Origin of the sequence: Virgisporangium aurantiacum (assembly GCF_016863635.1) — a bacterium.
In the GTDB taxonomy this organism is placed as follows: Bacteria; Actinomycetota; Actinomycetes; order Mycobacteriales; family Micromonosporaceae; genus Virgisporangium; species Virgisporangium aurantiacum.
Genome location: NZ_BOPG01000029.1, coordinates 1 through 15,938 on the forward strand (window position 1 = coordinate 1; position 15,938 = coordinate 15,938).

Sequence of the window (15,938 nt, forward strand, 5' to 3'; positions counted from 1 at the left end):
TCGGCAGGGGCAGTGGTGCGCGCGGTGTTTGCCGACGGCGCTCGAACAGTGCCCGCCGGCGTCGGCTGTCGGGTGGGTCCTGCTGGGCCGACCACCTGGTCGACGTCGACGGGAACCGTTGCGGGGACGGCTGTGGGTGGCGTCGATGGCCGCGGCTGGGCCGGGCCTGCTCGCGCATCGTCGTCGAGTCCGCTCAATGCCAGGTAGACCGCGAGGGCCGCACCGATCAGGACGGCAACGCGAGCGACAAGCCGGACCGCACGATCACGTAATTCGGTTCCGCCCGCGTGATATGCAGCGGGACGGGCGCGAAGTCGCGGTTCCGGACACACCACTCCGTGGCGACCTTTCTCGAGGATGTCCGTTTGTGGGGCGCCCCCCGTCGCCATGCTCTCTGCGCCGGGACCGACCCTAACACCGCCATTAAAAGATCGCAGAAATGAGCGCGCGTCGCCTCGGGTGGCGGTAATCGGAAATGAATCAAGTACCGCGTGTCGGCCTGTCTCGTAAGTCGATCTTTCCGGACTTACCTTCACGAGCATGTCAATCGAGATGCCTACGAAAAGCATCCAAACCAGCCACATCCCGGCACCACAACTGCAAGATCGGCGCCGGCGTGTGGAACACGCATGGCGAAACTTTCTGCTCGCGGGTGTGCTGACCCAGAGGCTCGGACGCGCGCGTTGCCCATCGACCCAGGTGTTCAAACAACGCTCTTGTCATCAGTTTCGGATGACAGTCATGAACCGTGATGTGACATTGACGTCTGTCGTGACTGGGGTGACCGGCCCACGATGAATCCAGCCAATCGAGGGGGGAGACCGTGGACCAGTACGAAGACGTTCTACGCACAGCCGACCGGCTGTTCTTCTCGCCCTTCTGCGACCTGTGGCCGCGCGGCGACGCGCACTCCGGACGTCATTCCGGCGCCCCTCGCTGGGAGCCGGCCTTCTGCGTCCTGCCCGACGGCGCGGCACCTGACGGCGCACCCGACGGCGCGGTACCGGGGCGCAACGGCCGGCACGCCGAGCCCGTCGACGGAGGTCTGTGGTGATCGAGCGCTACGAGGTCTACTGCCTCGCCGACCGGGTCTTCTACGACACGCTGGACCGCAGCCGTGAGCACGTCGATTTCGCCCAGTGCGGCCGGCCGGTACCGGACGGATGGGTGCGCGAGACCGACGAGACGTGGACGCACCTCGCGCCGCGCGACGCCGGCGTGCCCGTTCAGGGATGGAAGGTCCACCTGTCGGCGCGGAGCGAGGACATCGAGCGGGTGCTCGGCACGGTCTGGGACTACTGCGTTCCGCGAAGTATCGCGTTCAAGTTCCTGCGCAGCCGACCGGTCGCGGTCACGTACAACGCGAAGTCGGCCTTCCGCGGGTCCAGCGGCAAGCTCGTGACCATCTACCCGACCGGCGAGGACCAGCTCGAGCTCGTACTCAAGGACCTCGACGCACTGCTCGCCGACGTTCGCGGACCCTACATCCTCAGCGATCTCCGGTACGGCGACGGCCCGGTCTTCGTCCGCTACGGCGCCTTCGTGCCGTTGCACTGCATCGCCGACAGCGGCAAGCGGGTGCTCGCCCTCCAGGACGCGGAGGGGCGGCTGGTACCGGACGTCCGTGGGCCGACGTTCACGTTGCCGCCCTGGGTCACGCTGCCCGTGTTCCTCGAGTCGCACCTGGCGGCCCGCAACTCCGTCACGGTCACCGATCTGCCCTACGAGATCGAGAGCGTGCTGCACTTCTCCAACGGCGGCGGCGTGTACCTGGGCCGCGACCGGCGTACCGGCGAGCGGGTCGTGCTCAAGGAGGGTCGGCCGTACGCCGGGCTCGACGTGGCCGACCGCGACGCGGTGACCCGTCTGCGGCACGAACGCGATCTGCTGGACCGGCTCCGCGGCCTGGACGCCGTGCCGCGCCTGGTCGACTACTTCACCCTGGGCGACCACGAGTTCCTGGTGCAGGAGTTCGTCGATGGCAACCCCCTGCAGCGGATGCTGGTCCACCGCTATCCACTGACCAAGGCCGACTGCACCGCCGACACGCGCGCGGAGTACACGGCGTGGGCGCTCGACATGCTCGACCGGGTCGACCGGGCCGTCGAAACGCTGCACCGGCGCGGTGTCGTCTTCGGCGACCTGCACCCCGACAACATCCTGGTCACCGCCGACGGTCGGGTCGTGCTGATCGACTTCGAGGTGTCGACGCTGGCCGCGGACCGGGCCCGGTCGGCGCTGGCCCACCCCGGCTTCGCGGCGCCGGCCGACCGCCACGGCGTCGACGTGGACCGGTACGCGCTCGCCTGCCTGCGGTTGAACCTGTTCGCGCCGCACACGACGGTGCTGCTCCCGCTCAACCGGGCCAAGGCGGTTCACCTCGGCCGGCTCATCACGGCCGAGTTCCCCGTCCCGGACCCGGTCGTGGACGCCGCGGTCGCGACCATTCTCGGCGTCGGTCCGGAGCAGGACGCCGCGGTGCGGATGTTCGACGACATTCCGCCGCTGCGCGCGGAACCCGATGCGTGGCCGCGGATCCGTGCCGCGATCCGGCGCGCGATCCTGGCCGGTGCGACGCCGGACCGCGACGACCGGTTGTTCCCCGGTGACATCGCCCAGTTCGAGCCGGGCGGCGCGGTCAACCTCGCGCACGGTGCCGCCGGCGTGCTCTTCGCGCTCGCGGCGACCGGCGCGGAGATCGTCCCCGAGCACGTGCACTGGTTGCGCGTCCGCGCCCTGGACCGCACCCGCGCCGCAAATCCGGGTTTCTACGACGGTCTGCACGGCGTGGCGTACGTCCTGGACCGGCTCGGGCACCGGCAGGACGCCCTGGACATCGTCGCCCGGTGCGGCGGGCAGCAATGGGACGCGCTGGAGTCCGGCCTGTTCGCCGGCCTCGCCGGCATCGGGCTCAACCTGCTGCACCTCGGCGCGGTCGCGGCCGAGCCGGAGCTGACGGCGTTGGCCGGCCGGATCGTCGACCGGTGCGCCGACCGGCTCGGCGGGCCGGACGACGTCCCCGAGATCAGTGGCGGCGACCATCCCCGCGCCGGTCTGATGTACGGCTCGTCCGGGACGGCCCTGCTGTTCCTGACCGCGTACGAGCACACCGGCGACGCCGCGCTGCTCGACCTGGCCGCCGTCGCCCTGCGGCAGGACCTGCGCCGGTGCGTCCCCGGCGGCGACGGCACGCTGCAGGTCGACCAGGGTTGGCGGACGTTGCCGTACCTCGACGAGGGCTCGGCCGGCATCGGGCTGGTGCTCGCCCGCTACCTGGCGCACCGCGACGACGAGACGTTCGCCGACGCGCTGCGCGCCATCGCCCGCGTCACCACGGCCGGCTACTACGTGCAGTCCGGCCTCTTCACCGGCCGCGCCGGCATGCTCGCCGCGGTGGGCATGGGGCTGGGCACGAAAGCGGCCGCACACGTGCGGCGGCTGGCCTGGCACGCGATTCCGTACGGCGGTGGGCTCGCCTTCTCCGGCGACCAGCTCCTGCGGTTGTCGATGGACTTCGCCACCGGGACCGCCGGCGTCCTGTTCGCGCTGGGAACGGCGCTGCACGACGTCCCCGTGTCCCTTCCGTTCTTCCCGCCGGGCGGGGTGACGGGCGTCGCGACCGCGACGACCGCCGCCGCCGCGACGGGCGGGACCGTTCCGACAGCCAGCGAAAGGAGGTGACAAGCAATGGCACTTCTGGACCTTCAGGGCATGGAGGCTCCCACCGGCGGGCACGGCGGTGGCGGTAGCACCCTGACCGTGGCGACGTGTGCGTCGATCACGCCGAGCAACCTGAGTGTGGCGCTCTGCCACTGATCCACCCGGTCGGACGCCGATCGGCGCCGGCATCCCATCCATCCGTGTAACGGCTTCAGCAAGGAAGGACGTGACCATCATGGCGCTTCTGGATCTCCAGGGCCTCGAGGCTCCCACCGGCGGGCACGGCGGTGGCGGCAGCACCCTCACCGTGGCGACCTGTGCCTCGGTGACCCCGAGCAACCTCAGCGTGGCGCTCTGCCACTGATCTGCGCGGACCGGTGAAACGGCCGAATTCCGCCCGCCCCACCACGGTGTCGGTGGCGGGGACCGAGCGGTGGCCCGGCGGTTCCACCCGCAGCAAGTGATCCCAGGGTCCCGGACGGCGTATCGACCGCCGTCCGGGACCCGCTCCACGGAAGGGCGGCAGGCGATGAGGTACCCGGAGGCGGTACGCGAACCGGTCGTCGACGATCTGCACGGCCACCTCGTGCCCGATCCGTACCGCTGGCTGGAGGACGCCGACGCCGCACCGACGCGCGCCTGGCTGGACGCGCAGGCGGACCTCTGGCGGACCTACGCAGACCGGCTGGCGGACCGGGAGGCGTTCCACCGCCGGGTCGCGGAACTGGCCGACGTCGGGCTCGTGTGCGCACCGGTCTGGCGCGGGAACCGGCGGTTCTGGTTGGGCCAGCGGCCCGGGCAGGAACACGCGGTCGTCCGCGTGGCCGGTGCCGGCATCGCCGACGCGGCCGGGGCGACCCTGCTCGACCCGATGGCCCTCGACCCGACCGGACTCACCACCCTGGACGCCTGGCACCCGGACCGCACCGGCGAGCGGGTGGCCTACCAGGTGTCGCGGCACGGCGCCGAGCGGGCCGAGTTGCACGTGCTCGACGTGGCCACCGGCCGCCGGCTCGACGGTCCGATCGACCGGTGCCGGTACTCGCCCGTCGTGTGGCAACCCGGTGGCGGGAGCTTCTTCTACGTCCGGTCGCTGCCCGGGCATTCGGCCCGGCACCGGCGGGTCTACCTGCACCGCGTCGGCAGTCCCGCCGGCAGCGACACGCTGGTGTTCGGCGCCGGCCACGACGAGACGACCCGGTTCGGGCTGGGCGGTAGCGACGACGGGCGGTGGCTGGTGATCTCGGCCGCCGTCGGTTCCGCGAGCGGCAACGAGTTGTGGCTCGTCGACGTGTCCACCGGTGGTCTGCGCCTCGTCCACCGTCATCCGGACGCCCGCGCGGTCGGCCACGTCGACCGGAACGGGCGTCTCTACGTGCTGACCAACCTCGACGCGCCGCAGGGCCGGCTGTGCGTGGCCGATGCCGCCGACCCGCGCCCGGCCGGCTGGCGCGATCTGATCCCGGCCGACCCGGACGCGGCGCTCTCCGACTTCGTCGTCCTCGACGGTCCGCGGCTGGACCGCCCGGTCCTCCTCATAGCGCGGATCCGCCGGGGGGCCGCCGAGCTGACCGTCCACGATCTCGCCGACGGCCGACTCCGGGAGCCGGTGCGGCTGCCCGGCGCCGGCCACGTCGGCCAGGTGACCGCCCGCCCGGACGGGCACGAGGCGTGGTTCACCTACACCGACAGCGTGACGCCGCCGACCGTGTACCGCGTCGACGCCCGCACCGGCGCGTCCGGCGTGTGGGCCGCCCCGCCGGGGACGGCCGACCTACCGGCCGTCGAGACCAACGAGCTGACCTGCGCCTCGACCGACGGGACGCCGGTGCCGGTGACCGTGATCTCCCGCGCGGGCGGCACGGGTCCCCGGCCGACGATCCTCTACGGGTACGGCGGATTCGGCGCGCCGACCACGCCGACCTACTCGGCGTACGTGCTGGCCTGGGTGGCGGCCGGCGGCGTGTTCGCGCTGGCCCACCTGCGCGGCGGCGGCGGCCACGGCGCGCACTGGCACCGCGACGGCCGGCTCGATCGCAAGCAGAACGTCGTCGACGACTTCGTGGCCGTCGCCGAGGGGTTGATCCGGACCGGGTGGACGACGGCCGGGCTGCTCGGCGCGTGCGGCGAGTCCAACGGCGGGCTGGTCGTCGGTGCGGCGATCACCCAACGACCGGAACTGTTCGCCGCCGCCGTGTGTTCGGCCCCGCTCCTGGACATGGTGCGCTATGAGCGGTCCGGCATGGGGACGGCGTGGCGGGCCGAGTACGGGTCCGCCGCGGACCCCGATCAGCTCGGCCGGCTGCTGGCCTACTCGCCGTACCACCGGGTCCGGGAGCGCGTCGGCTATCCGGCGGTGCTGTTCACCGTGTTCGACGGCGACACCCGGGTGGACCCCATGCACGCGCGCAAGATGTGCGCGGCCCTGCAATGGGCGACGAAACGCACCGCTCCCGTGCTGCTGCGTACGGAGGGCGGGGTCGGGCACGGTGCCCGGGGCGCCGGCCGCGCGGTCGGTCTCGCCGCCGACATTCTCGCGTTCACCGCCGCTCAGACCGGCCTCACACTGGCCGGCGAAGCCGGGAAAGCCGGGGACGCGTCGTGACCACGTTCGGCGCGATCGCGCGACGGGGCGGCGGGTGGCTGCCCGTGCTCGGCGCCGCGACGCTCGCGGGAACGCTCGCCACCCTCGGGCTGCCCACCGTACTCGGCCGTACGGTCGACGCGCTGGTCGCCGGTGCGCCCAGCGGCGGGTGGATCGCGCTGGTCGCCGGGTTGATCGCCGTGGGCATCGCGTCCGATCTCGCCGAGACGTACGCGTCGGCCGTGTCCGTCGCCGGAACCACCGCGTGGCTCCGCGAACGGTTGGTGCGGCACGTGCTGGCGGTCAGCCCCGACGCCAGCCGCCGGTTCGGCGCCGGTGACCTGGTGAGCCGGGTCTCCGGCAACGCCGCCGAGGCCGCACAGGCGGGCGTCGGGGTGGTGAGCGCCGTCGCGTCCGTGCTCCCACCGCTGGGCAGCCTGCTGCTCCTCGCCTACATCGACCCGCGGCTGGCCGTGGCGTTCCTCGCCGGAGCGGCGCTGTGCGGCGTCGTGCTGCGGGCCTTCGCCCGGCGCACCGCCGCGGTCGTCACCGACTACCAGCGGACCCAGGGCCTCATCGCCGGCCGGCTCGCCGAGTCGCTGTCCGGCCGGCGCACCGTCGCGGCCGCCGGCACGCTCGACCGCGAGCGGAACCGGGTCCTCGAACCGCTGGCGGACCTGCACGCACAGGGTCGGCGGATGTGGGCCGTGCTGGCCCGATCGGTCGCCGAGGCGACCGTGGCCGGCCCGTTGGTGCTCGTCAGCGTGCTGGCCACCGGCGGGCTGCTCCTGGTGGACCGGCAGATCAGCGCCGGGGAGCTGTTCGCGGCCGGCCAGTACGCGGTCATCGGCGCGGGTCTCGGCAGCCTCACCGGGATCTTCGCCCGGTTGGCCCGGGCCCGCGCCGGCAGCCGCCGGGTGGGGGAGGTGTTCGCCGTCGGGCCGGTCCGGTACGGCGTCCGCGATCTCCCGGACGGCCCGGGCCGGCTGGAGTTCCGCGGCGTCACGGTCCGTGCCGGCGACACGGTGCTGCTCGCCGCCGTCGACCTGGACCTGCCCGGCGGCGCGGCCGTGGCGGTCGTGGGCCGGTCCGGCGCCGGCAAGTCGGTGCTGGCCGGGCTCGCCGCCCGGCTTCGCGATCCCGACCACGGCACGGTGCGGCTCGACGGAACACCCCTCACCGACCTGTCCCACGCCGCCCTGCGACGCGCGGTCGGCTGCGCGTTCGAGCGGCCGGTTCTGGTGGGCACGGCGGTCGCCGACGCGATCGGCCCGGCGGTCGACCGGCGACGGGTGCGCGCGGCGGCCCGGGCCACGCACGCGCACGAGTTCGTCAGCCGCCTGCCGCTGGGCTACGACACGCCGCTGACGGAGGTGCCGCTGTCCGGTGGCGAACTCCAGCGCCTCGGGCTGGCCCGGGCCTGGCCCGCCGACCGGCTGCTGGTTCTCGACGACGCCACGTCCAGCCTCGACATGGTGACCGAGATGCAGATCGGGCACACCCTCACCGACGACCACCGCGGCCGCACCCGGCTGATCGTCACGCACCGCGCGGCCACCGCAGCCCGGGCCGACCTCGTCGTGTGGCTGTGCGACGGACGCGTCCGGGCGGTCGGTCCGCACGCCGAGCTCTGGCGCCGGCCCGCGTACCGCGCGGTCTTCGCGGCGGCCGAGCCGTCGGGGGAGAGTGTCCCGTGAGGCGCGAGATCGGGTACGGCGTGGCGGCGCTGCGGCGCCGTCCCCTCTGCGCCCTCCTCGCGTGGTCGGTTCCCGAAGCGGTGCCCGCGGCCGTGTCCGGGCTGGTCGTGGCCCGTGCGGTGGACGCCGGGTTCCTCGCCGGCCGCCCGGTGGTCGGGCTCGGCTGGTTGGCCGTCACGCTGCTCGCGGCCGGTGTGGGCGCCGTCGGCTCGCGTCAGGTGTACCGGCGGCTGGGCGACCTCGTCGAACCCTTCCGCGACGGCCTGGTCCGCCGCGTGGTGACCGGCGCGTTGCGCGCCGGTGTGGCCGGCCGGCCGGACGACGGGGCGCTGGCGCGGCTCACCCGCCAGGTCGAGATCGTCCGGGACACGTACGCGGGGTTGCTCGTCGTCCTCCGGGGCTTCGTGGTGACGGTCGTCGCCGTGGTCGCCGGCCTGCTCAGCGTCGCGCCGGTCGTGGCGCTGCTCGTGCTGCCGCCGTTCGTCGTCGGTGTGGGGCTGTTCGTGGCGACGCTCGGCGTGGCCGCGACCCGCCAGCGCGCCGCGGTGCACGCCGACGAGCGGCTGGCCACCGCCGCCGGCGCGGTGTTCGCCGGTGTCCGCGACGTGGTCGCCGCCGGCACCGAGGAGCACGCCGCGGGTCTGGTGACCGGACCGGTCCGGGCCCAGGCCGACGCCGAGCGGGCGCTGGCCACGGCGACGGCGTTGCGCACCCTGTGCTTCGCGGTCGGTGGCTGGCTGCCGCTCGTCGTCCTGCTCGCGGCCGGCCCGTGGCTGATCGCCCGCGGCACGACGGCCGGGCAACTGCTGGGCGGGCTGACCTACGTCCTGGTGGCCCTGCACCCGGTGCTGGGCACGCTCATGTCCGGCCTGGGCGGCAGCGGCCTCCGGTACGTGGTGACGCTGGGCCGCATTCTGGACGCGTCCGGCGAACCCGCGCCTCACCGCGATCCGGCCCGGCCCGGCTCCGGGTTGTCGGCGCCCGGCCTTTCGGCGGACGGCCTTTCGGTGGACGGGCTCAGCTTCGCCTACGGACCGCACGCGGAACCGGTACTGCGCGACTTCACGCTCACCGTGCCCCGGGGCGACCACCTCACGATCGTGGGCCCCAGCGGCATCGGCAAATCCACCCTCGCCGGGCTGCTCTGCGGCCTGCTGCGCCCCGACACCGGCACCGTGTGCCTCGACGGGACGCCGGTGACCGCGCTGACCCCCGCCGACCTGGCGGACCGGCGGGTCCTGATCCCGCAGGAGGCGTACGTCTTCACCGGGACGGTGTGGGACAACCTCGTCTACCTGCGTCCCGACGCCCACCCGGTGGCCGTGCTCGACGCGATCGACGCGCTGGGCGCCGACGCGCTGGTCGCCCGGCTGGGTGGGCTGGGTGCCGAGGTGCATCCGGGTGACCTGTCGGCCGGCGAGCGGCAGATCCTCGCGCTGGTGCGGGCGTACCTGTCGCCCGCGCCGCTGGTGGTGCTCGACGAGGCGACCTGCCACCTCGACCCGGCGGCGGAGCGTCGGGCGGAGGAGGCGTTCGCCACCCGGGGCGGAACGCTGGTGGTGATCGCGCACCGGATCAGTTCGGCGCTGCGCGCGTCACGTGTTCTTGTTCTCGACGGAAACACCGCGACCTGCGGTGACCACGCCGCCGTGACCGCGGCCTCGCCGCTCTACCGGGAGCTGCTTGGCCACTGGGACGCCCGGCCCGAACAAGCGACGATCCCGGGCGGGTGTCGGTCGTCCGGGATCGCGCTGGTACCTCCAGGATACTGAGCGATGCCCCGGGGCCGGCTCGTCCGATCAGGTGGTCCCCATCGACTCAGATCCATCCGTCCCGGCGGGCCCGGTTGATCGCCTGGAGGCGGTTGCGCGCTCCGGTCTTGACGTTGATGCGCGACAGGCAGTTGCGGACGGTCCCGACCGCCAGGAACAGCCGGTTCGCGATCTCCCGCGCCCCGGCACCCTCGGCGGCGAGCGCGAGCACGGCCCGCTCGCGGTGGGTGAGCGGGTTTCCCGGTTCGGTGAGAACCGACAGCACGAGTTCCGGGTCGATCACCGGATGTCCGTTGGCGAGGCTCCGCACCGCCGAGAGCAGATGTTCGGGGGACGCCTTGCGGGTCACGAATCCCACCGAGCACAGCACTTCTCTGTCGGCTTTCGCCAGCAGGTCGCACCGGGCGTTCTCGAGCACGATGAGCGAACGGCAGTTCGGCAGCGTCCGGCACAGGTTGATCGCGTCCTGCAGCGGGTCCGCGTCGGGTCCGGTGTCCGGCGCCGTGCCGGCTGTGGCGCCCGGTTCGGGACGCAGCACCGCGAGATCGAGCACGTTCACGTCGGGACGGCGTGAACGTGCCGTGCGCACGACAGCCCGCCGGTCGGACACCTCCGCGATCACCTCGATGTCCGCTTCGCGCTGCAACAACGCTGCGATTGCACCGCAGAACAGGGGCGTGTCCTGTGCGACGAGTACGTGTATCACGACGTTTCCTCGGCGGTGATCGGGGTATTTCTCGGCCAGAGTGTGTTTCGTGCCCGCACGTACCCCAACCACGCTCCGCCCATCCGTCCTGGAATTCCCGCGTGACGCGCATCCCGGCAATCACCCTGCGAAGCCGATATCGGACGCGTGTGCGGCCGTGCCTTCTTCCTGGAGCAGGACGAGGAGTTCGTCGATGTGTTCGGCGCGGGTCAGCACGCTGTTGACGTTGATCCGCAGGACCCGCCGACCGTCCAGCACGGTGGTGGCCAGCCAGGCTCGACCGCCGCGTTCGATCCGCTGCTGCAGCCGTTGCTGGAGTTCGTCCTGCACCGGACCGGGGGCGTCGCGCAGGCGGCCGGGAAGGAACCGCGCGCAGCACACCGCGGTCTGCACCGCACCGAGCACCTCGAAGTCCGCCATGGCGGACAGGCGGGTGGCGAGGCGACGGGTCAGCGAGACCTGCCGGTCGATGATCTCGGCGTAGCCGCGCCGGCCGAGCCGCGACAGGGCGGCCGACAGTTTCAGCGCGTTGCCCCGGCGCGTGCCGAGCTGGCCGTAGCGGAAGAAGTCGAGGCCGCCGTCGTCGTCATCGCGCCGCTCGTCCAGATACTCGGGCGTGCAGTCGAACGCGGAGCGCAGGCCGGCTCTGCCGTGCCGGGTGAGCAGGGCGCCGCAGGAGAACGGCACGAACAACCATTTGTGCGGATCGAGGGTGACCGAGTCGGCCCGCTCGATCCCGTGGAGGAGCGCACCGTGCATCGCCGAGAACGCCAGCGCGCCTCCGTAGGCCGCGTCGACGTGGTACCACAGGCCGTACTCGGCGGCGAGGTCGGCAAGGCCGTCGAGCGGGTCGATCGCGCCGGTCGAGGTCGATCCGGCGATGCCCACGATCGCGGCCGGACGGTGACCGCGCGCGAGGTCGGCCTCGATCGCCGCGCGCAGCTCGTCGAGACGGATCCGGAAGGACGTGTCGGTGTCGACGGTGTGCAGGTTGTCCCGGCCGATGCCGAGGATGTCCACGCCGCGCCGCAGTGAGTAGTGCCCCTGTTCGGAGGCGTACACCCGGATCGGCGCACCGGACCCGGCGAGACCGGCGTGCGCGGCACGTCGCACCGCCCGGTCCCGGGCGCACTTCAGCGCGATCAGGTTCGCCTCCGAGCCGCCGCTGGTCAACGTGCCGAAGCCGCCCTCGGGCTGGCCGATCACCTCGCCGAGCCACCCGAGCACCACCGACTCCAGCGCGCTGACCGACGGCGACTGGCGCCATGCCGCACCGTTCTGGTTCAGCGCCGCGCACAGCGCGTCCACCCACACCGCGACCGGCAGCGGCGCCGGATTGAACAGCCCGAAATACCGTGGACTGGAGATGGTCATGGCGTGCGGCACGACCTTCCGCCGCAACGCGTCCAGTACGTCCATCGGATCGCTGCCCTCGACCGGCATCGCGGCGCCCAGCAATGTGGTCAACTCTGCCGGCGTCGCCGGCGGACACACGGGTGCCTCGTCGAGGCCACGCACGTAGTCGCTGATCATTCCGGTCATCGCGGCGCCGAGGTCGGCGTGCTCGTCGGCCATGGCCGAGGCGCTGAACTCCACCATGCCGCCCAGCCTCGCCGCGACCACGACCATCGGGTAGCGGGCAGCTGCCGATGCCCGGCCATAGGATCCTCCGATGGGTGTGTCTCTGGAGGACCTGCGGGTGTTCCGCTCGGTGGCGGCGGCCGGCAGCTTCGGCCAGGGCGCGGCCCGGCTGCACCTGAGCCAACCCACGGTCAGCGACCGGATGGCCCGGCTGGAACGCGACCTCGGCGTCCGGTTGTTCCTGCGCGGCAGCCGGGGCGTGCGGCTGACCCGGGCCGGCGTGCGGTTGCTTCCCTACGCGCAGCGCTGCCTCGCGCTCGCCGACGAGGCGGTCGCCGCGGTCCGGGCCGAGGACGCGCCACCCGCGGTCCGGGTAGCCATGCACGCCAGCTTCACAGCCGGCCTGCTCCCGGTGGTGCTGGCCGCGCTGGCACCACTCGAACGCGCGATCAGCAGCACCGACGCGCACAGCGAGGAGATCATCGACCGGCTCACCGACGGAACCCTCGACGCCGGAATCGTCGTGCCCGTCGCACACCCGAGCACGATCGCCGTCGTACCGTTCCGCACCGACCCGATGATCTGCGTCGCGCACCCCGACCATCCACTCGCCGGCCACAGCGAGCTGACCGTCGCCGACCTCGCCCGGACCACGATCGCCCTGACGGCCTGGGGCCACGGCGCCGAACGGTTCCTCACCCTGTTGCGTACCGTGCCCATTCCCGCGCATCACCTGCACACCGTCTCGACGGCCGAGGCCGCGGCCGCGCTGGCCCGCCGCCGCTCGCACGTCGGCGTGCTGCCGCGCGTCACCATCGCCCCCGACCTGGCCGCCGGCACCCTGGTCGAAGTCCCAGTGGGCGACCTGCCGGACTGGCCGGTCACCCTCGCACTGGCCTACCGCGCGGCCGAGGCATCGAACCCACCGATCCACGCACTGCGCACCCACCTGTTGCCCATCGACGTCGGTAAGATTGCGGAGTGTCGATGAAGCGCGTGTTTTCCGTTGCCGCGATGGCTGTTCTCCTGCTGACTTTCGCCGGGCCGGCGTCAGCTGCGCCGATCGCCCGAGAGAGCTTCGAAGCCGGCTTCGGCCCGTGGGTACCGGACACCGACGGGCGGGCGCCCACGTCCAGCGTCACGCTCTCGACCGACCAGGCATACGACGGCGTTCGCAGCGTCCGGATCTTCATGGACGGCCGGAAGGACGACGGCACGAGCTGGGTGGAGGCGCAGTTCGTCGGCCCGCCGATGAGGCAGGTCCGGGTCAACCTCTCGTTCCAGTTGTGGAGTCCCGGCTCCGGCGCGGCGGGTGGGTGGCTGGTGGTGGGCTTCGCCGGAACCGGCGATCCGGAGGTCGAGACCGACTTCACCCGGATCGGCTACACCGACGTCGTGGCCGGCTGGCGGCCGTACCAGGCGGGCTGGACATTCCGCACCGACGCCACCGGGCGGTTCCGGGTGGCGCTCGGCACGTCGGTGATCTGGGAAGTGCAGAAGGCACACCACATCGACGCCGTCAGGGTGGACCTCGTGACCGTGTGAACGGCACGGTGCAATCGGTCTGCAATCACCGCTCGTAGCCTTCGACCGACCGTAGCAGCGGCGAGTCGAGGAGGCCGGGTGTCCAGGTACAGGTCCGCGATGCTCATTCTGGGTGCGTTCGTCAGTGCGGTGCTGTCCGCGCCGGCCACGGCCGCCGTGTCGGCTCCGCCGGCCGCCGTGCCGGTTGCCGCAGTCGCGGTGCCGGAGAGTTTCGAGACCGGCTTCGGCGGCTGGGTGCCCGACACCGACGGCCTGGCTCCGGCCTGGAGCATCAAACGGTCGACCGATCAGGCCCACGACGGCGCCTACAGCCTCCGCTTCTTCACCGACGGCCGACAGGACGACGGAACGACGTGGGCGGAACGCAAGTTCGCGGTGACGCCGGGAACCACCGTGCGGGTGACGGTCACCTTCTGGCTCTGGAGCGAACACCGGGCGGACTTCAACAACTGGAAGGTCGTCGCGTCGGCCGGCGTCCGTGATCCCGAGATCGAACGCGACTTCGTGCAGATCGGTCTCACCGACCAGGTTGCCGGCTGGAGCCCCTACCGCATGACCAGCACGGTGACCGCCGACGCCAGCGGAACGATCTGGGTCGCGGTCGGCACCAGCGTCCTGTGGGAGTCGGTCCGCCAGTACTTCGTGGATTTCGTCGGCGTCGAGATCCTGTCAGTCGGCGTGTCGTGACCGCGACGGTCACGAATGGATCATGTCCCTCTGCAGCAACCAGGCCGCGGTCCGGCGCGCCGAGACGGGCATCTCGAGCGAATCGCGGATCTGGGTCAGGATCTGCCGGTGCCCGTCCGTGCCGATGCCGTAGGTGAGCCCCTGGATGATGCCCTCGCCGAGATCGGTCCGGGTCTGTCGCCAGGTGGCGAGCTGAGTGTTGACGATCTCGAGCCAGTCCTTCGCGGGGTAGCGCCCGGGCATATGGGGCGTGGCCCACGCCGCATCGTGCCGGATATTCGCGTTGAACCCGGGTTCGGCGAGGATGTGGTGGATCAGCGGCCGATGGATGTCGACGTTGAGCTGCGTCAGATTGCGCAGTGCGGCGGTCGTCGGATAGTTCCGACCCCGCCGGGTCAGATCCGCCTTCGTCTCGTCGAGCAGCACCCGGGCGACCGGGAGCTGGTATGGCGACGCCGCGATCAACATGCTCGCGACCATCCGCTGGTCCGGGTTGGCGAGGAACAGCGACTCCTCGACGAGGGTCGCGAGGATCTCGTCGGTCCCCGGCTCCTCGCAGGTCAGTTGGCTCTGCGCGCGGTTGGCGATACGCCGGCTGACCGACCGGGCGGCGGTCGGTTCGGAGGTCCGCCGGACCGTCCAGATCAGCCGAGCGACCGAGCTGGCCGGCAGCGCGCGCCGGAGCTTGTCGGCGTGTGACGGCACACCCGTCAACCGGTGCGCCAGGTCGACGACCAACGGAAGCAGCGTGTGGCTGAACTCGAAGTCGGTCATCGCCGCACCGACGCAGCGAACCAGTTCGCCCCACTCCTCGTCGCGGAAATGCGCCTGGCCGACCTTGCGCACCGCGGCCAACAACGCCCCGTACATCGCCCGCTCGTTGTGCGGGCGGGTGAGCTGGTCCAGCACGTACCGGTTGGCGTCCGGATGGGCCGTCACATCGAGCAGGGACAACGGCTCGATGACGGCCGGCGCCGTCTGGTCGTCCGCGAGCGCGACGCACGCCGCGACGGCGTGCCGCTGCGCGGCCGGGTGCTCCAGCAGCCGGCTCATCGCTTCCTGCCGCTGTAGCCAGGCCGTGTTCACCGCGATCACCAGTTCGGCCAGCAGCCGGTCGGCCAGCTCCCGCCAGAGGCGGGGCGGATACAGCTCGAGCTGCGGGCGGGCCGCGACCAGTTCGGTGAGCCGGCCCCAGTCCCCGCCGGAGAGAACCCCGTCGCCGGTGGCGCGGTCGAGCAGTTCGTACAGCTGATTCCGGTCGACGTCCGGATCGCCGCGCCCGGTGTCCGGGGTCGCGACGTCGAGCAGCTCGGAGCGCCGCACGGCGTCGTGGACCGTCACCAGCGAGTCCGCCGGCAGTCCCAGCAGATGCTCGTACCGGCGGATGGTGGCGCGGCTGGCGGCCAGCGTGCCGTTCTCCCAGCGGGTGATGTGCGACGGCGCGAGCGACGCCATCCCGTCGCAGCGGAACGCGGCGGCGAACGTCCGACCCGAACGCAGCGCCTCGTTGCCGCCCAGCCGCCGGTTGACCCGCAGCAGCCAGCCCACGTACTGCGTAGCCCTCGTGGCGGCCATGCGCCCCACGGTCCGGCAATCGTCGAGATCAAATCAACGTGCCCCCGCCGGCATGACCGAAATCGGATAGTGGCAGGAGCGTCGGTGACCGATACATTCGGTGCGCATTCGTGTTCGCACCGTGAATAGGG

General features: G+C 72.3%; 13 protein-coding genes. 10 read left to right on the forward strand and 3 right to left on the reverse strand.

All coding sequences use genetic code 11. From position 1 onward, the window contains the following. The first annotated feature begins 823 nt into the window (after window positions 1-823). From Vau01_RS23025 to Vau01_RS23055, 7 genes are all read left to right on the forward strand, one after another. Window positions 824-1,054: a hypothetical protein gene (locus Vau01_RS23025; RefSeq protein ID WP_203996215.1), complete on the forward strand. Its 231-nt coding sequence runs from the start codon at window positions 824-826 to the stop codon at window positions 1,052-1,054. Next, window positions 1,051-3,681 (forward strand): class III lanthionine synthetase LanKC, encoded by a 2,631-nt coding sequence (lanKC, locus tag Vau01_RS23030; protein WP_203996220.1) that lies wholly within the window; start codon window positions 1,051-1,053, stop codon window positions 3,679-3,681. Before Vau01_RS23025 ends, lanKC begins: the two co-directional genes overlap by 4 nt. Before the next feature lie 6 nt (window positions 3,682-3,687). Continuing rightward, complete coding sequence (locus Vau01_RS23035; protein WP_203996222.1) at window positions 3,688-3,816, forward strand: SapB/AmfS family lanthipeptide; 129 nt, start codon at window positions 3,688-3,690, stop codon at window positions 3,814-3,816. Window positions 3,817-3,895: 79 nt separating this feature from the next. Next, window positions 3,896-4,024, forward strand: coding sequence for a SapB/AmfS family lanthipeptide (locus tag Vau01_RS23040; RefSeq protein ID WP_203996226.1), 129 nt, complete (start codon window positions 3,896-3,898; stop codon window positions 4,022-4,024). Between the two features lie 165 nt (window positions 4,025-4,189). Continuing rightward, a complete protein-coding gene (locus Vau01_RS23045) occupies window positions 4,190-6,265 on the forward strand; it encodes a prolyl oligopeptidase family serine peptidase (RefSeq protein WP_203996227.1) in 2,076 nt (691 codons plus the stop codon). Next, window positions 6,262-7,941 carry an ABC transporter ATP-binding protein gene (locus tag Vau01_RS23050; RefSeq protein WP_203996229.1) on the forward strand — a complete coding sequence of 560 codons (1,680 nt, stop codon included), beginning with the start codon at window positions 6,262-6,264 and terminating at the stop codon, window positions 7,939-7,941. Before Vau01_RS23045 ends, Vau01_RS23050 begins: the two co-directional genes overlap by 4 nt. After that, window positions 7,938-9,713, forward strand: coding sequence for an ATP-binding cassette domain-containing protein (locus Vau01_RS23055; RefSeq protein WP_203996231.1), 1,776 nt, complete (start codon window positions 7,938-7,940; stop codon window positions 9,711-9,713). Before Vau01_RS23050 ends, Vau01_RS23055 begins: the two co-directional genes overlap by 4 nt. A gap of 46 nt (window positions 9,714-9,759) precedes the next feature. Here Vau01_RS23055 and Vau01_RS23060 read toward each other — a convergent pair whose 3' ends face one another. Together Vau01_RS23060 and Vau01_RS23065 are read right to left on the reverse strand one after the other, a co-directional pair. Further along, window positions 9,760-10,362 (reverse strand): response regulator transcription factor, encoded by a 603-nt coding sequence (locus Vau01_RS23060; protein WP_203996232.1) that lies wholly within the window; start codon window positions 10,360-10,362, stop codon window positions 9,760-9,762. A gap of 177 nt (window positions 10,363-10,539) precedes the next feature. Continuing rightward, window positions 10,540-12,018 (reverse strand): pyridoxal phosphate-dependent decarboxylase family protein, encoded by a 1,479-nt coding sequence (locus Vau01_RS23065; protein ID WP_203996234.1) that lies wholly within the window; start codon window positions 12,016-12,018, stop codon window positions 10,540-10,542. A 73-nt stretch (window positions 12,019-12,091) separates the two neighbouring features. Between Vau01_RS23065 and Vau01_RS23070 the strand changes: the two genes are divergently transcribed. From Vau01_RS23070 to Vau01_RS23080, 3 genes are all read left to right on the forward strand, one after another. After that, on the forward strand, window positions 12,092-12,991 hold the full coding sequence (locus tag Vau01_RS23070) for a LysR family transcriptional regulator (RefSeq protein WP_203996236.1): 900 nt from the start codon (window positions 12,092-12,094) through the stop codon (window positions 12,989-12,991). Continuing rightward, on the forward strand, window positions 12,988-13,545 hold the full coding sequence (locus Vau01_RS23075) for a hypothetical protein (protein WP_203996237.1): 558 nt from the start codon (window positions 12,988-12,990) through the stop codon (window positions 13,543-13,545). Before Vau01_RS23070 ends, Vau01_RS23075 begins: the two co-directional genes overlap by 4 nt. Window positions 13,546-13,623: 78 nt before the next feature. Then, the gene (locus Vau01_RS23080; RefSeq protein ID WP_203996238.1) at window positions 13,624-14,232 is read left to right on the forward strand and encodes a hypothetical protein; all 609 of its coding nucleotides are present in this window, start codon (window positions 13,624-13,626) and stop codon (window positions 14,230-14,232) included. Window positions 14,233-14,241: 9 nt separating this feature from the next. Here Vau01_RS23080 and Vau01_RS23085 read toward each other — a convergent pair whose 3' ends face one another. Then, complete coding sequence (locus tag Vau01_RS23085) at window positions 14,242-15,807, reverse strand: hypothetical protein (RefSeq protein WP_203996239.1); 1,566 nt, start codon at window positions 15,805-15,807, stop codon at window positions 14,242-14,244. Between the last annotated feature and the right edge of the window lie 131 nt (window positions 15,808-15,938).